Below are 17,808 nucleotides of genomic sequence, written 5' to 3' on the forward strand. Positions count from 1 at the left end.
CGCGTTATCCTTTTACCTTCGCGGCCTTCTTTGCGCGCAGCATGTCCATCAGCTTGCGGGCGCGGCCCGGTTTGTTTGTTTGTACGGCACGCGCGATCGCAAGATCGCCGTCCTCGACATTCTTGGTGATCACCGTGCCGGTTGCTGTCATCGCGTCGTTGCCCACCTTGACCGGGGCCACGAGGCAGGTGTTGGAGCCGATAAAGGCGCGCGCGCCGATCTCGGTGCGGTGCTTCATGACGCCGTCGTAGTTGCAGGTGATGGTGCCCGCGCCGATGTTGGTTGCCTCGCCAACCGAGGCGTCGCCGATGTAGCTCAGGTGGTTGACCTTCGCGCCTGCGGCGATTTCTGCATTCTTGATTTCGACGAAATTACCGACATGCGTGTCCTCGGCAAGCTCAGCGCCTGGACGCAGGCGGGCATAGGGACCGACCTTGGCGCCGCGCGACACATGACAGCCCTCGAGATGCGAAAACGCCCGGATCAGGGCGCCGCTCTCGACAGTGACGCCGGGACCGAAGACCACGTTGGGCTCGATCACCGTGTCGCGGCCGACGATGGTGTCGAAGGCGAGGTAAACCGTCTCTGGCGCCATCAGTGTGACGCCGAGGTCCAACAGCTCCGCCCGTGCGCGCGACTGAAATACGGCATCTGCCGTTGCCAGATCGTTGCGTGAATTGACCCCCAGCGTTTCGTCCTCGGGGCAGGAGACTGCAGTGACAGCCAGCCCCTCGGCGCGGGCTAGTTCCACCAGGTCGGTCAGATAATATTCGCCGGAGGCATTGTCGTTGCCGACCTTGTCCAGAAGTCGGAACATCACGTCGGCGTCACAGGCCATCAGGCCAGAATTACAAAAGGTGATCGCGCGTTCTGCGTCAGTCGCGTCCTTGTATTCGACAATCATTTCAAGGCAGTCACCGTCCATCATCAGGCGACCATACCGGGCGGGGTCTGCCGCCTCAAAGCCAAGGATCACCAGGTCGGCACGGCTGCGGGCTGAGACCATGCGTTCGAGCGTGTCCTGTGACACAAACGGGGTATCGCCATAAAGCACGACCACATCGCCCACGAAGCCCTGCAGCGCCTCGCGCGCCTGCTGGACCGCATGCCCGGTGCCAAGCTGTTCTTCCTGCAAGACCACCTGCGCCGTCTCGTCAATCTCTGCCACGGCGGCACGGACCAGCTCGGCCTCGTGACCTGCCACCACCACGTTGCGCTCCGGGTCAAGCGCGCGCCCAGCGGCCATCGCATGTTCCAACATGGAGGCGTGGGCGATCGGGTGCAGGACCTTCGGCAGGTCGGAGTTCATCCTGGTGCCTTTGCCCGCGGCAAGAATGATGAGGGCGGTGCTCATACAGCGATTTCCCTTTGAATTTTAGGTGCCCCCGTTCTATCCGCTAATAGAGGATGCGCAAGGTGCGTGACCATAAACTTCAGTTGCGACTTGCAATATGCGACGGCGAAATCGCGCCGAACGGGGGAATTCCATGCGCACAGTGATCTTTGACCTCGACGGCACGCTGGCCGACACTTCGATCGACCTGTTGGCCGCGGCCAATCACTGCTTTCGCGTGATGGGTCTGGGGGATATGCTTTCGCACCCGGACGACGCCAAGATCGCCCTGCGGGGTGGCAAGCGGATGCTGACCGAGGGGCTGACCCGCGCGGGGCAGTTCAAGGAGGCAACGGTTGAGGAATACTATCCGGTTCTTCTGGAGGCCTATCGTGAGGGGATCGACACGCATACGGTGATGTATCCCGGCGCGATGGACGCCGTCGAGGCCTTGAAGACCGCAGGCTACGGCGTCGGCATTTGCACCAACAAACCCGAAGGTCTGGCCGAGCTGTTGATGCAGCGGCTGGGCGTGCGGGATGCGTTTGCCGCCTTGGTCGGTGCTGACACCTTGTCCGTGCGCAAACCCGACCCCGCCCCCCTGTTCGAGGCCGCCCGACGGTCGGGTGGTGCGCCGGAGCATTGCGTGCTGATTGGCGACAGCGATACGGATCGCAATACCTCGGCCAATGCAGGCGTGCCCTCGGTGCTCGTCACCTTTGGACCTGCAGGCCCCGATATGGCGGCGCTGAACCCTGAGGCATTGCTGCACGACTATGCTGACCTGCCAGAGATTGTCGCCGGATTGATCGGCATCAACCCGGCGCGCTGACGGCGCCGACATCTGCGGGTTATTGCATTAATATGTCCGCGCGCTGAAATTCTGCCTCGTCGGTGCTGAGGTCGTCATAGACCAGCCGCACTTTGATCCGCTCGACGGAACCGAGCTCAAATGCGCGATAGGGCTCGCCATCGCCGCTCTTGATCGCGCCCGGAGAGCCGCCCTCGGTATAGCAATCCGGCATCTGCCAGATTTCGTAAGCGGCGTCGTTGAGCGCCACTTCCATCTGCGCCAGCCCGCAACGCCACGCCCAGAGATGCGTCACATAGACCAGATCCTGGCCGTTGAATTCACGCACGGAGACCCAGTTTCCCTGAGTGGCGGACAGGACCGGCTTAACCTCGGTTGCGGTCAGGAACTTCCCGGTGATGGTTTGCGGCTCTGCCACCATGCCAGAGGTGTCCTGTGCAAGGGCGCCCGCACCAGCGCCGAGCGCCAGGACAAGCGCGGCCGATCTGAGAATGAAATGCATGTCGTAATGTCCTCTTTCAATGGAATGACCATAGGTTACCACATCTCCTAAGGGCTGTACGATGTCACGGAAACCTTCAAATCATCAGGGCAGTCGACGTGACGGTTAATGATACGCCCGTCAGTGTTGGCCATGCGGGGGGCAAGTGAGCCGTGTTCCAAAACGGCGCGCACCCCGCCTATAATGCCACGCGACGAAAGGGTTTGCGCACCACACCCATGGTGAAATTCGTTGATTATCCAACCCGGCACCCATGTCGGTGGTGCGATGCCGCGCTGTGTCATGGGAGTGACTTGCCGCGCGTCACTGGTCAATGGACGACAACACCCTGCCAGTTCCGGCCCTCAACGCTCCGCGCTGCGGCAAAACGATCCGTTTGCAGCTCTTGACCTCGGTGGGGCGGCGGCTCATGACTTTGCCATGACAGAGCATTTTACCGGCAATTTCACCCAGCAAGAGCCCCTCCCGGAGGAGGCCATAACGGCCGCCGTGGAGGTCATGCGTCACGGGCGTATCCACCGCTACAACCTCGCAGGTGCAGAAGCCGGAGAGGTCGCACTGCTGGAGCAGGAGTTTGCGGCGCAGGTGGGGGCGAAATACTGCCTTGCCGTGGCCTCGGGGGGCTACGCGCTGGCCACCGCGTTGCGGGCTGTCGGTGTCGCACATGGCGACAAGGTGCTGACCAATGCCTTCACTCTGGCGCCGGTGCCGGGGGCGATCGCCTCTGTCGGGGCGGAGCCGGTTTACGTGGGCGTGACCGAGGATCTGACCATCGACCTTGCGGATCTGACGGCCAAGGCGGGGCAGGCGCGGGTGCTGATGCTCAGCCATATGCGCGGGCATCTGTGCGACATGGACAGGCTGATGGAGATCTGCGACGCCGCCGGCATCATCGTGATCGAGGATTGCGCCCATACCATGGGGGCGGCCTGGAACGGGGTGCCCTCGGGTCGTCACGGCGCGATCGGTTGCTATTCCTGCCAGACCTACAAGCACGTGAATTCTGGCGAAGGCGGCCTGCTGATCACCGACGACGAGGAGGTGGCAGCCCGCGCCATCATGCTGTCGGGGTCTTATATGCTCTATTCCCGGCATCTGGCTGCACCGGGGCCAGAGGCGTTCGAACGTGTGAAATATGACACCCCCAACATCTCCGGCCGGATGGACAATCTGCGCGCGGCGATTTTGCGCCCACAGCTGCGGGACCTCGATGCGCAGGTCACACGTTGGAACGAACGGTACCGCATGCTGGAGGCAGGGCTGCGCGACACCCCGGGCCTCACGGTGGTCGAGCGGCCCGAGCAGGAGACCTATGTGGGCTCCTCGATCCAGTTTCTGCTGCTTGATTGGGCCCCTGAGGCGGTGCAAGAGGTGTTGACGCGCTGCGGCGCGCGTGGGGTTGAGTTGAAGTGGTTCGGCGTGCCGGAACCCGTCGCCTTCACCTCGCGGTATGACAGTTGGCGCTATGCCCCCGCGCAAAGCTTGCCAGACAGTGACCGCATCCTTGCGGGCATTATTGATATGCGGGTGCCGCTAACCTTCAGCCTTGAGGACTGCGCGTTGATCGCCCGCATCATTCGCGCCGAGGTCGGCGCGATCTGGCAGGCGCAAGGGGCAGACAGCTGACCTGAGGTCACGCTAGACTGCGATCTGCGTGACCGACGGCGGCTCCAGCAGCGCATGTTGGTTTTTCAGCGCCCGCTCAATCAGCCGTTTCTGACGCGCGGTGCGCGGAATGGGCCGGGCAGGGGGCGTCAGAACGCGGCCCATCGCCGCCAGGTCCGGGAACAGATAGCTGATCTCAGCCCGTGCTTCCGGGGTGACTGCAGAAAGCGACCGCTCCGTGACCAGAAAGCTCTCGCTTGGTGCGCCATTGGCATAGACCACCTCATGCGCGTCAAACAGCATGTGAAAATAGGTCACTGGCCCGGCGCCGTCACACAGGCTGACATCCGGATGGTCCAGCAGCCGGGCTGCGGCCACAAACACCTCTGCCTCGCCAAACATCCGCTGCGCAATCCGCGAGCGCACCAGCATGCGATGCTGACGTGAGACATAGAGCGGCTGATGCGGCACCCCGTCTCCCAGCGCGCCGCGCCCGATGCGCACCGGGCGCAATTTCGGGTTCTGCGCAACGTGCTGCCGTGACAGTGGACGCCGCCCCACCCAGCGCAAGGAGCGCAGGCCGCGCGCAGTGACGATCCGGTCGCCGGGACGCAGATCCTCAACGGGGCGTTGGCCGTGTTCGGTTGCAATCAGGGTCCCTGCGCAGAAACACACCATCATCTCGATGTTGTCGACAATGGCGCCAAGGCTGTCATCTGGCCCCAGTTCGGTAAAGCGCAGCGTATAGTCGCCTGCCGCAGGAAACGTGATATCCAGCGAGACCTGGTTGAAGCTGTTGGCGGTGGGCAGGACCGACATCAAAGAGACGACATTGCCCGCATCATCAAGGATCTCGACTTCAAATCCCTCTATGCCTGCATTGGCATTGGAGGCCGTGCGCAGCGCCACATCAAAGGTCAGCTGAGTGGTGATCGGACTGTCGACGCTAAAGCTCTGCTGCATCACAGTCGTCTGGCCGCGATGGCCATCAATCTCCGCCACGCGATTGTTTGATCCGCCTGCGATATAGGACGACTGATTGTACGAGGCTTCGATATCGTTGCCCGTCCAATGCGCCGCACCGGCGTCAAACGTCCCATTCAGGATCAGATTGTGAAGTGGCATCGGCTCTGCCCGCTCTCGTGGTCAATTCATGGTTAATTATCGGCAGTCAATATGTCCCAAATGAGGCGCAGTTTCGGCTTCAAGGCGGGCGTTGGCTGTTTTGGTGCCTTGAGCTGCGCTGAAACATCAGCGTTGACCGATCCGCAGCGCTGTGTCATTTATTGAACAAGTGTTCATTAAATATCGTAACTCGGGAGGAGACGCGCAGATGTTCAACGCAAGCATGACATTCGACCTTGGTGAGGACGTAAACGCGCTGCGCGACATGGTGCATCGCTGGGCGCAGGAACGCGTCAAGCCAATGGCGCAGGAGATCGACCAGACCAATGAGTTCCCCGCCGATCTCTGGAAGGAGATGGGAGAGCTGGGTCTGCTGGGGATTACCGTCGACGAGGAGTTCGGTGGCGCTGGCATGTCCTATCTCGCGCATACTGTCGCGGTAGAGGAAATCGCGCGGGCCTCGGCCTCGGTGTCGCTGTCTTACGGCGCGCACTCAAACCTCTGCGTCAATCAGATCAAGCTGAACGGCAATGCCGAGCAGAAGGCAAAATACCTGCCGCGCTTGGTTTCCGGCGAACATGTCGGTGCGCTGGCGATGTCCGAGGCGGGCGCTGGTTCTGACGTGGTGTCGATGTCCCTGCGGGCTGAAAAGCGCAACGACCGCTATGTGCTCAACGGCAACAAATACTGGATCACCAACGGCCCCGACGCCGACACGCTGGTGGTCTATGCCAAGACCGACCCGGACGCAGGCTCCAAAGGCATGACAGCCTTCCTGATCGAGAAGGAATTCAAGGGGTTTTCGACCTCCAAGCATTTCGACAAGCTCGGGATGCGAGGCTCCAACACCGCCGAGCTGGTGTTTGAGGACGTCGAAGTGCCGTTTGAAAACGTGCTGGGCGAGGAAGGCAAGGGCGTGCGCGTCCTGATGTCCGGACTGGATTACGAGCGCGTGGTGCTGGCGGGCATCGGCACCGGCATCATGGCCTCCTGCATGGATGAGATGATGCCCTATATGGCCGAGCGCAAACAGTTCGGCCAACCGATCGGGAACTTCCAGCTGATGCAGGGCAAGATTGCCGATATGTACACCGCGATGAACTCCGCGCGCGCCTATGTCTATGAGGTCGCCAAGGCCTGCGACAAGGGCACCGTGACCCGGCAGGATGCGGCGGCCTGCTGCCTATACGCGTCCGAAGTGGCGATGACGCAGGCGCATCAGGCGGTGCAGGCCTTTGGCGGGGCCGGCTATCTGAGTGACAACCCGGTCGGTCGGATCTTCCGCGATGCCAAGCTGATGGAAATCGGCGCAGGGACTTCTGAAATTCGCCGCATGCTGATCGGGCGCGAACTGATGACCCATATGAGCTGATGCGGATCGCCTACTGGATCCCGGTCGCGCTGCTGGCGTTGATGCTGGCGGGGATCGGGTTCCGCTATGGGCTGATCCGGCAGGGGATTACAGAGACCGACGTGATCACCCTTTATGCGCAGAAATACCTCGCTGATCATGCGGCTTCGGGCGTGGCTGGCATTGCTCAAACCAGCGATTGCGCGGCGCGACCCGGGTCTGGGATCTGGACGTGGTTGGTGGTCACCTGCCGTCCCGCAAACACTCTCGGTGGCGGGGGTTATAGCTACAGGATCAACTGGTTAGGTGGTCTTGTTGACGCCAACACGCCGAGGCAGGCGGCTCCTCTGCCGCCCGAGACCTGACAGATGCCGGGTCTCAAAGGCGTCAGGCCGGATGGGATGCCGAATAAAAAAAGGCGCCGCACAGAGGCAGCGCCACTTGGACTGAAACGCCGGGCAGGCAAGGCCCACCCGGCATGTGGAAGGGATCAGAAGCGGTGCACGTAGGAGACACCCACAGTGATCGGATCAATCTCTGCGGTGCCGATGGACGCGCCGTTGAGGCTCGCATCGGTGTCGATGTCCATGTAGCGCACGTTCAGGCGCAGCGATCCGCGCTCGGAGATTTTCCAGTCCGCGCCCACGGTTGCGGCGACACCAAAGCTGTTGTCCAGGTCGAGGGTTCCCAATGCGGTCTCTTCGGAGAAGAACGTGGTGTAGTTCACACCAAGACCCACGAAGGGCGTGATCTTGCCATTGGTGGGAATGTGGTAGACCAGCGACAGGGTCGGCGGCAGGTGTTTGGTGGAGCCGATGTTGGTGCCCCCGAGCGCGATGTCATGCTCAAACGGCGACGCGGCCAGCAGCTCGATCCCGAGGTTGTCGCGGATGAAATACTCCGCCGTGAGCGACAGCTGGGTGTCATTATCCACCGTGGCCGCAGCACCGGCGAGCGTGCCATTGTCGGATTTCGGGTTCACGTTGATGATCCCGACGCCAACGGTCCAGTCGCCCTGCGATTGGGCCATGGCGGGGGCGGCGAAGCTCGACGCGGCAACGCCCAGTGCGAGGGCGGAAACCAGAGTTTTCATGGGGGTAATCCCTTCTTCAATCAGTATGCCGCGACAATGCCATCTCTGGTGCAGGACGTCTCTGATCCAGATCAAATTGCGCCCGGCTTTCCCCTTGGAAAGACAGAGAAAAATCGCATAACCGCTATGCGCTACGTGCAGGGTGAAACATGACTATCAAACGCATCATTCCGGGGCTGACAGCGGCGGGCGAATGGGACATTCCGGAGCGGCTCAATATGGCGGCTCAGGTGATGGATCATGCCGCCGATAAGCTGGCGATCATCGACCTTACCTCCGGGACCCGCCGTGATGTGAGTCATGGTGATCTGGCTGTGATGGTCGATGGTCTGGCGCGCGCATTGGTGCAACGTGTCGCCCCCAGTGATCGGGTTGGTGTGCTGCTATCTCAGTCTCCGTGGTGTGCGGCGGCGCATCTGGCGATCTGGAAGATCGGCGCCATCTCGGTGCCGCTGTTCAAACTGTTCCAGCATGACGCATTGGCAAACCGCATTGAGGATGCTGGTGCAAATTACGTGCTGACCAACTCTGAGGGCGCGGCGCAGCTTGGCGATCTGGCTAGGCCTCTGATCGCCGCCGAGATCGGCATTGATGGCGATCCCGTGCCTTTCGCCGACACCACGTCCGAGGACCCGGCGGTCATCATCTACACCTCCGGCACCACCGGCAAACCCAAAGGGGCACTGCACGGGCACCGGATGCTGACCGGGCATCTGCCGGGCGTGTCGATCAGTCACGACCATCTGGGCCAGCCCGGTGATTGTCTCTGGACGCCTGCGGATTGGGCGTGGATCGGTGGGCTGTTTGACGTCGCCATGCCGGGCCTTGCGCTGGGCGTGCCGGTGGTGGCCGCGCGGCTGGATAAGTTCACGCCGGAAACCTGCGCCGAGGTGATCCGCTTGGGCGAGGTCCGCAACGTCTTCTTTCCCCCCACCGCCCTGCGCATGCTGAAAGCGGCGGGGCAGGGGCTTCGGGCCTTGCGCTCTGTTGCCTCCGGTGGAGAGCCCCTGGGCGCGGAGATGCTCGCTTGGGGCCAGCGTCACCTGGGCGTGACCATCAATGAATTCTACGGCCAGACCGAATGCAATATGACGGTGTCCTCCTGTAGCGCAGATTTCCCCGTGCGCCCCGGCTGCATTGGCAAATCGGTGCCGGGGCATGTGGTCGAGGTGATCGACGCAGACGGCCAGCCCACGCGTGAGGAAGGCGATGTGGCGGTGCGCCGTGGTTCTGGGTCCATGATGCTGGAATACTGGAACCGCCCCGACGCCACCGCCGAGAAGTTTCATGGCGACTGGCTGGTGACCGGTGATCGCGGCATCTGGGAGGCGGGCTATCTGCGCTTTGTGGGCCGTGAGGATGACGTGATCACCTCTGCCGGTTACCGCATCGGCCCCTCCGAGATCGAGGATTGCCTGATGACCCACCCGGCCGTTGCCACCGTCGGTGTGGTCGGCAAGCCCGATACCCTGCGCACCGAGATCGTCAAGGCCTATGTGGTGCTGAAACCGGACCACGCCCCGGACGAGCGCGGCTTGCAGGATTATGTCAAAAGCCGCCTTGCCAGCTATTCCTATCCCCGCGAGATCGCCTTTGTTGATGCGTTGCCGATGACGGTCACGGGTAAGGTGATCCGCAAAGAACTGAAACGCCGCGCTGCGGCGGAAGTGGAGGACTGATCCAATGAAACTCCAATCCAAGGCAATGCCTTCCTCCGAGGGCTTCAAGCAAAATACCAGGACGCATCTTGATGCTCTTGACGAGATCGACAAGGCGGCTGATGCCGCGCGCTTTGGCGGCGGCGAGAAATCCCGTGCCCGACATGAGGGCCGGGGCAAGATGCTGCCGCGGCGACGGGTGGCGAACCTGCTTGATCCCGGCTCGCCCTTCCTTGAGGTCGGCGCGACGGCCGCCCATGGCATGTATGATGGCGCAGCCCCGGCGGCAGGCGTCATAGCGGGGATCGGACGCGTCCACGGCCAGGAAGTCATGGTGGTCTGCAACGACGCCACCGTGAAGGGCGGCACCTATTTCCCGATGACGGTGAAAAAACACCTGCGCGCCCAAGAGATTGCCGAGGAAAACAACCTGCCTTGCGTCTATCTTGTGGACAGTGGCGGCGCCAACCTGCCGCAGCAGGATGAGGTCTTTCCCGACCGCGACCACTTTGGCCGCATCTTCTACAATCAGGCGCGGATGTCGGCCAAGGGCATCCCGCAGATCGCCGTGGTCATGGGGTCCTGTACCGCAGGTGGTGCTTACGTTCCGGCGATGTCCGACGTCACCATCATCGTCAAGGAACAGGGCACCATCTTCCTTGCGGGCCCGCCGCTGGTGAAGGCCGCTACGGGCGAGGTCGTCTCTGCCGAGGATCTGGGTGGCGGTGATGTGCATACGCGGCTTTCGGGCGTGGCCGATTACCTGGCTGAGGATGACGCCCATGCGCTGGCTTTGGCGCGGCGCGCGGTCAGCCATCTCAATCGCACCAAACCGCTTGGCGTCAACTGGCAGAGCCCGGAAGAGCCCGCCTATGACCCCGAGGAAATCCTTGGCGTGGTGCCAGGCGATCTGCGCACCCCCTATGACATCCGCGAGGTGATCGCGCGGCTGGTCGATGGCTCCCGCTTTGACGAGTTCAAACCCCGCTTTGGCGAAACGCTGGTCACCGGCTTTGCCCACCTCAAGGGCTGCCCCATCGGCATCATCGCCAACAATGGCGTGCTGTTTTCCGAGGCGGCGCAAAAGGGCGCGCATTTCGTCGAACTCTGCAGCCAGCGCAAGATCCCGCTGGTCTTCCTGCAAAACATCACCGGTTTCATGGTGGGGCGCAGGTATGAGAACGAAGGCATCGCCCGTCACGGTGCCAAGATGGTGACCGCGGTGGCCAGTACCAATGTGCCCAAGATCACCATGCTGGTGGGCGGCTCCTTTGGCGCGGGCAACTACGGCATGGCAGGACGGGCCTATTCGCCCCGGTTCCTTTGGACATGGCCCAACTCGCGCATCTCCGTGATGGGCGGCGAGCAGGCGGCGGGCGTGTTGGCGACTGTGAAACGCGATGCCATCGAACGTCAGGGCGGCAGCTGGAGCGCCGAGGAAGAGGCGCAGTTCAAGCAGCCCACCATCGACATGTTCGCGGAACAGAGCCACCCGCTCTATGCCTCTGCCCGGCTCTGGGATGATGGCATAATCGATCCGCGCAAATCTCGCGATGTGCTGTCGCTCTCTCTCAGCGCCGCCCTGAATGCCCCAATTGAAGACACGCGCTTTGGCGTGTTCCGGATGTGAGGACGAGCAATGTTTGATAAAATTCTGATCGCAAACCGGGGCGAAATTGCCTGCCGTGTTATGGAAACTGCCCGCGCCTTGGGTGTGAAAACCGTGGCAGTCTATTCGGACGCGGACCGCGAAGCGAAGCATGTGGCCATGGCCGACGAGGCCTCCCACATTGGCTATGGACCGGCCCCCGCCGACAGCTATCTGCTGGGCGATGAGATCATCGCCACTGCCGTATCTGACGGCGCGCAGGCGATCCATCCCGGCTATGGGTTCTTGTCGGAAAATCCCGACTTCGTCGACGCGGTCGAGGCGGCGGGCCTTGTGTTCATCGGCCCTTCGGCGGATGCGATCCGCAAGATGGGTCTGAAAGATGCCGCCAAGGCGCTGATGGAGGAGGCAGGTGTGCCTGTCGTGCCGGGCTATCACGGCAAGAACCAGGACCCCGAGCATCTTGCGGGCGCGGCAGAGACCATCGGTTATCCGGTGCTGATCAAGGCGGTCGCAGGCGGTGGCGGCAAGGGCATGCGGCTGGTCGAGACCCCCGCTGATTTTGCCGAGGCGCTGAAGAGCGCGCAGAGTGAGGCAACCACCGCGTTCGGCAACCCGGATGTCTTGATTGAGAAATACATCCAGCAACCGCGCCATATCGAGGTGCAGGTCTTTGGCGACGGCACCAAGGCAGTGCATCTGTTTGAGCGCGACTGTTCGCTTCAGCGTCGCCACCAGAAGGTGATCGAGGAAGCCCCAGCCCCCGGCATGACCGAAGAGATGCGCGAAGCCATGGGGCAGGCGGCGGTGCGCGCGGCAGAGGCGATCGGCTACAAGGGTGCGGGCACGGTGGAATTCATCGTCGATGGTTTAGACGGGCTGCGCACCGATAGGTTCTGGTTCATGGAGATGAACACCCGCTTGCAGGTGGAGCACCCTGTGACCGAGGCCGTCACCGGCGTTGATCTGGTGGAATGGCAGCTGCGCGTCGCAGCAGGGGAGGCTTTGCCAAAGCAACAGCACGAGCTGAGCATCACCGGCCACGCCTTTGAGGCACGCCTTTATGCCGAGGACGTGCCAAAGGGATTTCTGCCCGCGACCGGCGCGCTCACGCATCTGACATTCCCCGACAACTGCCGCGCCGACAGCGGCGTGCGTGCGGGCGACACCATCAGCCCCTGGTATGATCCGATGATTGCCAAGGTGATCGTATACGGGTCGACCCGCGCTGTGGCACTCTCGCGCCTGTCGCAGGCGCTGGAGCAAACGCAGGTGGCGGGCACGGTGACCAACCTGGCTTTTCTGGGCGCGCTGGCCGCGCATGAAGGCTTCGCTGCAGGGGAGGTGGACACGGGCCTGATCGCACGGGATCTGGATCAATTGGTCAGGACGCCAGAGGTCAAGTTCGAACACAAGGCCGCCGCAGGGATGCAGGCGCTTGGTCTGACTGATCCCAATTGGGACGCGGGGTTTGCTCTCTGGTACGATTACTCCGACCTGCGCCGCTCGGTTTCCCTCAGCTACCAGGGCGAGGTCTTTGAGGCGCTGGTCATAGTGGACGGGCCGGACGATCAAATTTGGGAGTTCCCGGGCCACCCCGAGGTTCAGATCTGCGCTTGCAAAATCGCGGGCCACTGGGTCCTCAGTAGCGACCGGCTGCCGTCCATGGCGCAGTCGGGAAACACCATCACTGTGTTCGATGGCTACGGTCATCAGTTCGAGGTCATTGATCCCCTGGACCGCGCCTCGGCTGCCGGAGGCGACATGAACGTGATCGAAGCCCCCATGCCGGGCCTTGTGAAGGCGGTTCTTGTCGAAACAGGTCAGACGGTGAGCGAAGGCGACCGTCTCGCCGTCCTCGAAGCGATGAAGATGGAGCACTCCCTGCTCGCCGCTCGCGACGGTATTGTTGCGGAAGTTCTTGCGAAATCAGGCGATCAGGTGGAGGCTGGAGCAGCGCTGGTCCGACTGGAGGAGGCAGACGAAGCCTGAGCCGGACCAGGCCCCAAACCGGAGGACTAAATGCCATGAAAGACCGCGTCGAAATCTTCGAGGTGGGCCCGCGCGACGGGCTGCAGAACGAAACCCGCGACATCTCTGTCGCGGACAAGGTGGCGCTGGTCGACTGCCTCAGCCGTGCCGGGTTTTCCCGCATCGAGGTGGCGAGCTTTGTCTCTCCGAAATGGGTGCCGCAGATGGCCGGCAGCGCCGAGGTGCTGGCCGGGATTACCAAGGCAAAGGGCGTGCGCTACGCTGCGCTGACCCCGAACATGCGCGGCTACGAGGATGCGCTGGCCGCCCGGGTTGATGAGATCGCGATCTTTGCCTCTGCCTCGGAAGGCTTCTCCAAGGCCAATATCAATGCTTCCATCGCCGAGAGCATCGACCGGTTTGCACCCATTCTGGAGGCCGCGCGCCATATCGACCTGCCGGTGCGGGGCTATGTCTCCTGCGTGACCGACTGCCCCTATGATGGCGCCACCGCGCCGGAAAAGGTGGCCGAGGTGGCCGACAGGCTGTTTTCCATGGGCTGCTATGAGATCTCGCTGGGCGACACCATTGGCAAGGCCACCCCGGACAGCATCGCGCGGATGCTGATCGCGGTGAAGGACGTGGTGCCGGTGACCCGACTGGCCGGGCACTACCATGATACCGGGGGGCGGGCAGTGGACAATATCGACGCCTCGCTGGCGCTGGGCGTGCGCGTGTTCGACGCCGCCGTCGGTGGTCTGGGCGGCTGCCCCTATGCGCCCGGTGCGGCCGGGAATGTTGCCACCGAACTGGTGCACGACCACCTGACCCGGCTGGGCTATGACACCGGGCTCGACAGTGATGTGCTGCAGGAGGCCGCCGCCATGGCGCGCGCCCTGCGACCCGTTGCCGCCGAAGCCTGACACTCACTCCGCAACACACAAGGACCCATAGGCATGTATGACACGCTGGAGCTAAGCTGCGACGACCGCGGTGTGGCGACTTTGACCCTGAACCGTCCCGACAAACACAATGCCATGTCCGGCCAGATGCTGCAGGAATTGCAGGCGGCGGCGCGCGCACTTGCGGCGGACAGGGATGTGCGTGTCGTGGTGCTGACCGGCGCGGGCAAGAGCTTTTGCGCCGGCGGCGACCTTGGGTGGATGCAGGCGCAGATGGATGCAGATGCCGAAACCCGCGCCCGCGAGGCCCGGGTGCTGGCGGAAATGCTCAACCTTCTGAACACCTTGCCGCAGCCGCTGATCGGGCGGCTGCAGGGCAACGCCTTTGGCGGCGGGGTGGGCATGGCCTCGGTCTGTGACGTTGCCATCGGAGCGGACCATTTGAAGATGGGGCTGACGGAAACCAAACTTGGCCTGATCCCTGCCACCATCGGCCCCTATGTGATTGCCCGTATGGGCGAGGCCCGCGCGCGGCGGGTGTTCATGTCGGCACGGTTGTTTGATGCTGCGGAAGCGGTTGAGCTTGGCCTCCTGGCAAAGTCTGTGCCTGCCGACTCACTCGATGCCGCGGTTGAGGCGGAGGTGGTTCCATACCTCAATTGTGCCCCCGGTGCTGTCGCCGAAGCCAAGGCACTGGCCCGCGCCTTGGGTCCAAAGATCGATGAAAGCGCTATTGATTTTACCATTTCCGCCCTCGTGACCCGCTGGGAAAGTCCGGAAGCTCAGGAGGGGATCGGAGCGTTCTTTGAAAAACGCCGCCCCGCCTGGCATGAGAAATAAGGGGTTTCAGCCTCTGGGGCGCAGAAAATTTACGCCTGTTTTCTGCGCCCCGAATAGGAAACTAAAACCATAAGCTTTTGCGAGGTTGTTGCCCGTCTGCGAGACTGGTCAATAAAGCTTTTCACATTAACTTCCCCTTGGTTGACGGTGTTCGGGGACGGGAGTAGTAACGGCCCAAGTCAACACGCCAATTGACGGTTCACGTGCAGAAACTGCCGTGTGCGCGGAAAGGAGCCACTCGTGGAAGAGATGTTGCGGGAATACCTCCCCATACTGGTGTTTTTGGCCGTGGCCATTGGTCTTGGTCTCGTGCTTGTTCTTGCCGCCGTTGTTGTTGCGGTGCGCAATCCTGATCCGGAAAAAGTCAGCGCCTACGAATGCGGCTTCAACGCATTTGATGACGCGCGGATGAAATTCGACGTGCGCTTCTACCTCGTGTCGATCTTGTTCATCATCTTCGATCTGGAGATCGCATTCCTGTTTCCCTGGGCCGTTGGGTTCAAGGACATCAGTGATGCCGGGTTCTGGTCGATGATCGTGTTCCTGGGCGTTTTGACCATCGGCTTTGCCTATGAGTGGAAGAAGGGGGCCCTGGAATGGGAGTGATGACTGGAGCGAACACCGCTGGTGTCGACAAGGAAATGGTCACCCAGGCCCTCAATACGGAACTTCAGGATAAGGGCTTCCTGCTGACCTCCGCCGAAGATATCATCAACTGGGCCCGAACCGGCAGCCTGCACTGGATGACCTTTGGTCTGGCCTGCTGCGCGGTCGAAATGATGCATACCTCGATGCCGCGCTATGACGCCGAACGCTTTGGCATCGCGCCGCGCGCAAGCCCACGTCAGTCGGATGTGATGATCGTTGCAGGCACACTCACCAACAAAATGGCCCCTGCGCTGCGCAAGGTTTACGACCAGATGCCGGAGCCACGCTACGTGATCTCCATGGGCTCCTGCGCCAATGGCGGCGGCTATTACCACTACAGCTATTCCGTCGTGCGCGGCTGTGACCGCATCGTGCCGGTCGATATCTACGTGCCCGGGTGCCCGCCGACCGCTGAGGCGCTGCTTTATGGTTTGATGCAGCTGCAGCGCAAGATCCGCCGCACCGGCACGCTGGTACGCTAAGGGCAGGAGAGACAGATGATCGAAGCACTGCAAGAACTTGGGCACCAGATCGAAGCCAAGCGCCCGGACTGTGTCCTGTCGTGGGACATCTCCCATGGCGAGCTGAACATCGACGTGAAGCCCAGCAATATCACCGGTCTTGTCGAGTTCCTGCGTGTCGACAGCGCCTGCAAGTTCTCCACCTTGGTAGATATCACCGCCGTGGACTACCCCGAGCGGACCAAACGGTTCGACGTGGTCTACCACCTGCTGTCGATGTACCAGAACCAACGCATCCGCCTGCGGGTCGCGATGCTTGAAGAGGACATGTTGCCCTCGATCGTCAATGTGCACCCGTCGGCCAATTGGTTCGAGCGCGAAGTCTTTGACATGTTCGGCATCCTGTTCACCGGTCACCCGGACCTGCGCCGCCTGCTAACGGACTACGGTTTTCGCGGCCATCCGCTGCGCAAGGATTTCCCGACAACCGGCTACACCGAGGTCCGCTATGACGAGGCCCAGAAACGGGTGGTCTACGAGCCTGTGAACCTGGTGCAGGAATACCGCCAGTTTGACTTCATGAGCCCATGGGAGGGTGCCGATTACATCCTGCCCGGCGATGAGAAGGAGGGGGCGAAGTGATGGACGGCTCCAAAGGTTTCGACGACGCCCAGACCGGCGAACAGAAAATCCGCAATTTCAACATCAACTTCGGCCCGCAACACCCGGCCGCGCACGGCGTGTTGCGTCTGGTGCTGGAGCTGGACGGCGAGATCGTGGAACGCTGCGATCCCCACATCGGCCTCTTGCACCGCGGTACCGAAAAGCTGATGGAGAGCCGCACGTATCTGCAGAACCTGCCGTATTTCGACCGCCTCGACTATGTGGCGCCGATGAACCAAGAACACGCATGGTGTCTGGCGATCGAAAAGCTTTGCGGCGTCGAGGTGCCGCGTCGTGCTTCGCTGATCCGGGTGCTCTATTCCGAGATCGGCCGTATCCTGAATCACCTGCTGAACGTGACCACGCAGGCGATGGACGTGGGCGCGCTGACGCCGCCGCTCTGGGGCTTTGAAGAGCGCGAAAAGCTGATGATCTTCTATGAGCGGGCCTGTGGCGCGCGTCTGCACGCGGCCTATTTCCGCCCCGGCGGTGTGCATCAGGACCTGCCCGACGATCTGCTGGATGATATCGATCTCTGGGCGATGGAATTCCCCAAGGTGATGGACGATATCGACGGGCTGCTGACCGAGAACCGGATTTTCAAGCAGCGCAACTGCGACATAGGCGTGGTCACTGAAGAAGAGATCCAGCAATACGGCTTCTCCGGCGTCATGGTGCGCGGGTCCGGCCTGGCCTGGGATTTGCGCCGTGCGCAGCCCTATGAATGCTACGACGAGTTCGACTTCCAGATCCCGGTCGGCAAGAACGGCGATTGCTACGACCGCTACCTGGTCCGCATGGAAGAAATGCGCCAGTCGCTGTCGATCATCCGTCAGGCCATCCAGAAACTGCGCGAAGCCACCGGCGACGTGATGGCGCGCGGCAAGCTGAGCCCGCCCAAGCGGACCGACATGAAGACCTCGATGGAGAGCCTGATCCACCACTTCAAGCTCTATACCGAAGGCTTCCACGTGCCCGCGGGCGAGGTCTATGCCGCCGTCGAGGCGCCCAAGGGCGAATTTGGCGTTTATCTGGTGGCGGACGGCACCAACAAACCCTACCGCGCCAAGCTGCGCGCGCCCGGGTTCCTGCATCTGCAGGCGATGGACCACGTCGCCAAGGGCCACCAGCTGGCGGATGTCGCCGCCATCATCGGCACCATGGATGTCGTCTTCGGGGAGATTGACCGGTGAACTGCGCCAGCTTCTTTCATCTTCTCCAAAATATCCCCGCCGG

At 62.0% G+C, this 17,808-nt stretch carries 17 protein-coding genes; 13 read left to right on the top strand and 4 right to left on the bottom strand.

Going from position 1 to position 17,808, the window contains the following annotated elements:
* Nucleotides 1-4 precede the first annotated feature (4 nt).
* On the bottom strand, nt 5-1,354 hold the full coding sequence (glmU, locus tag R1T40_RS02465; RefSeq protein WP_317385753.1) for a bifunctional UDP-N-acetylglucosamine diphosphorylase/glucosamine-1-phosphate N-acetyltransferase GlmU: 1,350 nt from the start codon (nt 1,352-1,354) through the stop codon (nt 5-7).
* A 133-nt stretch (nt 1,355-1,487) separates the two neighbouring features.
* Between glmU and R1T40_RS02470 the strand changes: the two genes are divergently transcribed.
* Nucleotides 1,488-2,165, top strand: coding sequence for an HAD-IA family hydrolase (locus R1T40_RS02470; protein WP_106163362.1), 678 nt, complete (start codon nt 1,488-1,490; stop codon nt 2,163-2,165).
* A 19-nt stretch (nt 2,166-2,184) separates the two neighbouring features.
* Here the strand turns inward: R1T40_RS02470 and R1T40_RS02475 are convergent, their stop codons facing one another.
* Nucleotides 2,185-2,646, bottom strand: coding sequence for a hypothetical protein (locus R1T40_RS02475; RefSeq protein WP_317385754.1), 462 nt, complete (start codon nt 2,644-2,646; stop codon nt 2,185-2,187).
* A 420-nt stretch (nt 2,647-3,066) separates the two neighbouring features.
* Here R1T40_RS02475 and R1T40_RS02480 point away from each other — a divergent pair, with 420 nt between their 5' ends.
* Complete coding sequence (locus R1T40_RS02480; protein WP_317386929.1) at nt 3,067-4,272, top strand: DegT/DnrJ/EryC1/StrS family aminotransferase; 1,206 nt, start codon at nt 3,067-3,069, stop codon at nt 4,270-4,272.
* Between the two features lie 12 nt (nt 4,273-4,284).
* Here the strand turns inward: R1T40_RS02480 and R1T40_RS02485 are convergent, their stop codons facing one another.
* On the bottom strand, nt 4,285-5,376 hold the full coding sequence (locus R1T40_RS02485) for a Hint domain-containing protein (RefSeq protein ID WP_317385755.1): 1,092 nt from the start codon (nt 5,374-5,376) through the stop codon (nt 4,285-4,287).
* A 208-nt stretch (nt 5,377-5,584) separates the two neighbouring features.
* Between R1T40_RS02485 and R1T40_RS02490 the strand changes: the two genes are divergently transcribed.
* Nucleotides 5,585-6,748 (top strand): isovaleryl-CoA dehydrogenase, encoded by a 1,164-nt coding sequence (locus R1T40_RS02490; RefSeq protein ID WP_317385756.1) that lies wholly within the window; start codon nt 5,585-5,587, stop codon nt 6,746-6,748.
* Complete coding sequence (locus tag R1T40_RS02495) at nt 6,748-7,092, top strand: hypothetical protein (RefSeq protein ID WP_317385757.1); 345 nt, start codon at nt 6,748-6,750, stop codon at nt 7,090-7,092. Before R1T40_RS02490 ends, R1T40_RS02495 begins: the two co-directional genes overlap by 1 nt.
* Before the next feature lie 125 nt (nt 7,093-7,217).
* Here the strand turns inward: R1T40_RS02495 and R1T40_RS02500 are convergent, their stop codons facing one another.
* The gene (locus R1T40_RS02500) at nt 7,218-7,820 is read right to left on the bottom strand and encodes an OmpW/AlkL family protein (RefSeq protein ID WP_106163369.1); all 603 of its coding nucleotides are present in this window, start codon (nt 7,818-7,820) and stop codon (nt 7,218-7,220) included.
* Between the two features lie 149 nt (nt 7,821-7,969).
* Between R1T40_RS02500 and R1T40_RS02505 the strand changes: the two genes are divergently transcribed.
* The 9 genes from R1T40_RS02505 to R1T40_RS02545 all read left to right on the top strand — a co-directional run bounded on the left by R1T40_RS02505 (nt 7,970) and on the right by R1T40_RS02545 (nt 17,765).
* Entirely contained in the window at nt 7,970-9,499 is a 1,530-nt protein-coding gene (locus R1T40_RS02505) for an AMP-binding protein (RefSeq protein WP_317385758.1), read from the top strand.
* A 4-nt stretch (nt 9,500-9,503) separates the two neighbouring features.
* Nucleotides 9,504-11,108: a carboxyl transferase domain-containing protein gene (locus R1T40_RS02510; RefSeq protein WP_317385759.1), complete on the top strand. Its 1,605-nt coding sequence runs from the start codon at nt 9,504-9,506 to the stop codon at nt 11,106-11,108.
* A 9-nt stretch (nt 11,109-11,117) separates the two neighbouring features.
* Nucleotides 11,118-13,079, top strand: a complete 1,962-nt coding sequence (locus R1T40_RS02515) for an acetyl/propionyl/methylcrotonyl-CoA carboxylase subunit alpha (RefSeq protein ID WP_317385760.1) — start codon at nt 11,118-11,120, stop codon at nt 13,077-13,079.
* Nucleotides 13,080-13,114: 35 nt separating this feature from the next.
* The gene (locus tag R1T40_RS02520; RefSeq protein WP_317385761.1) at nt 13,115-13,981 is read left to right on the top strand and encodes a hydroxymethylglutaryl-CoA lyase; all 867 of its coding nucleotides are present in this window, start codon (nt 13,115-13,117) and stop codon (nt 13,979-13,981) included.
* A 33-nt stretch (nt 13,982-14,014) separates the two neighbouring features.
* Nucleotides 14,015-14,800, top strand: a complete 786-nt coding sequence (locus R1T40_RS02525) for a crotonase/enoyl-CoA hydratase family protein (RefSeq protein WP_317385762.1) — start codon at nt 14,015-14,017, stop codon at nt 14,798-14,800.
* 240 nt (nt 14,801-15,040) lie between these two features.
* The gene (locus R1T40_RS02530) at nt 15,041-15,406 is read left to right on the top strand and encodes an NADH-quinone oxidoreductase subunit A (RefSeq protein ID WP_106163375.1); all 366 of its coding nucleotides are present in this window, start codon (nt 15,041-15,043) and stop codon (nt 15,404-15,406) included.
* Nucleotides 15,397-15,930, top strand: coding sequence for a NuoB/complex I 20 kDa subunit family protein (locus R1T40_RS02535; protein ID WP_106163376.1), 534 nt, complete (start codon nt 15,397-15,399; stop codon nt 15,928-15,930). Before R1T40_RS02530 ends, R1T40_RS02535 begins: the two co-directional genes overlap by 10 nt.
* Before the next feature lie 15 nt (nt 15,931-15,945).
* Nucleotides 15,946-16,551, top strand: a complete 606-nt coding sequence (locus R1T40_RS02540; protein ID WP_317385763.1) for an NADH-quinone oxidoreductase subunit C — start codon at nt 15,946-15,948, stop codon at nt 16,549-16,551.
* The gene (locus R1T40_RS02545) at nt 16,551-17,765 is read left to right on the top strand and encodes an NADH-quinone oxidoreductase subunit D (RefSeq protein ID WP_106163378.1); all 1,215 of its coding nucleotides are present in this window, start codon (nt 16,551-16,553) and stop codon (nt 17,763-17,765) included. The genes R1T40_RS02540 and R1T40_RS02545 overlap by 1 nt, the downstream gene beginning before the upstream one ends.
* The last annotated feature ends 43 nt before the right edge of the window (nt 17,766-17,808 follow it).

Source organism: Tritonibacter scottomollicae, assembly GCF_032924845.1.
In the GTDB taxonomy this organism is placed as follows: domain Bacteria; phylum Pseudomonadota; class Alphaproteobacteria; order Rhodobacterales; family Rhodobacteraceae; genus Epibacterium; species Epibacterium scottomollicae.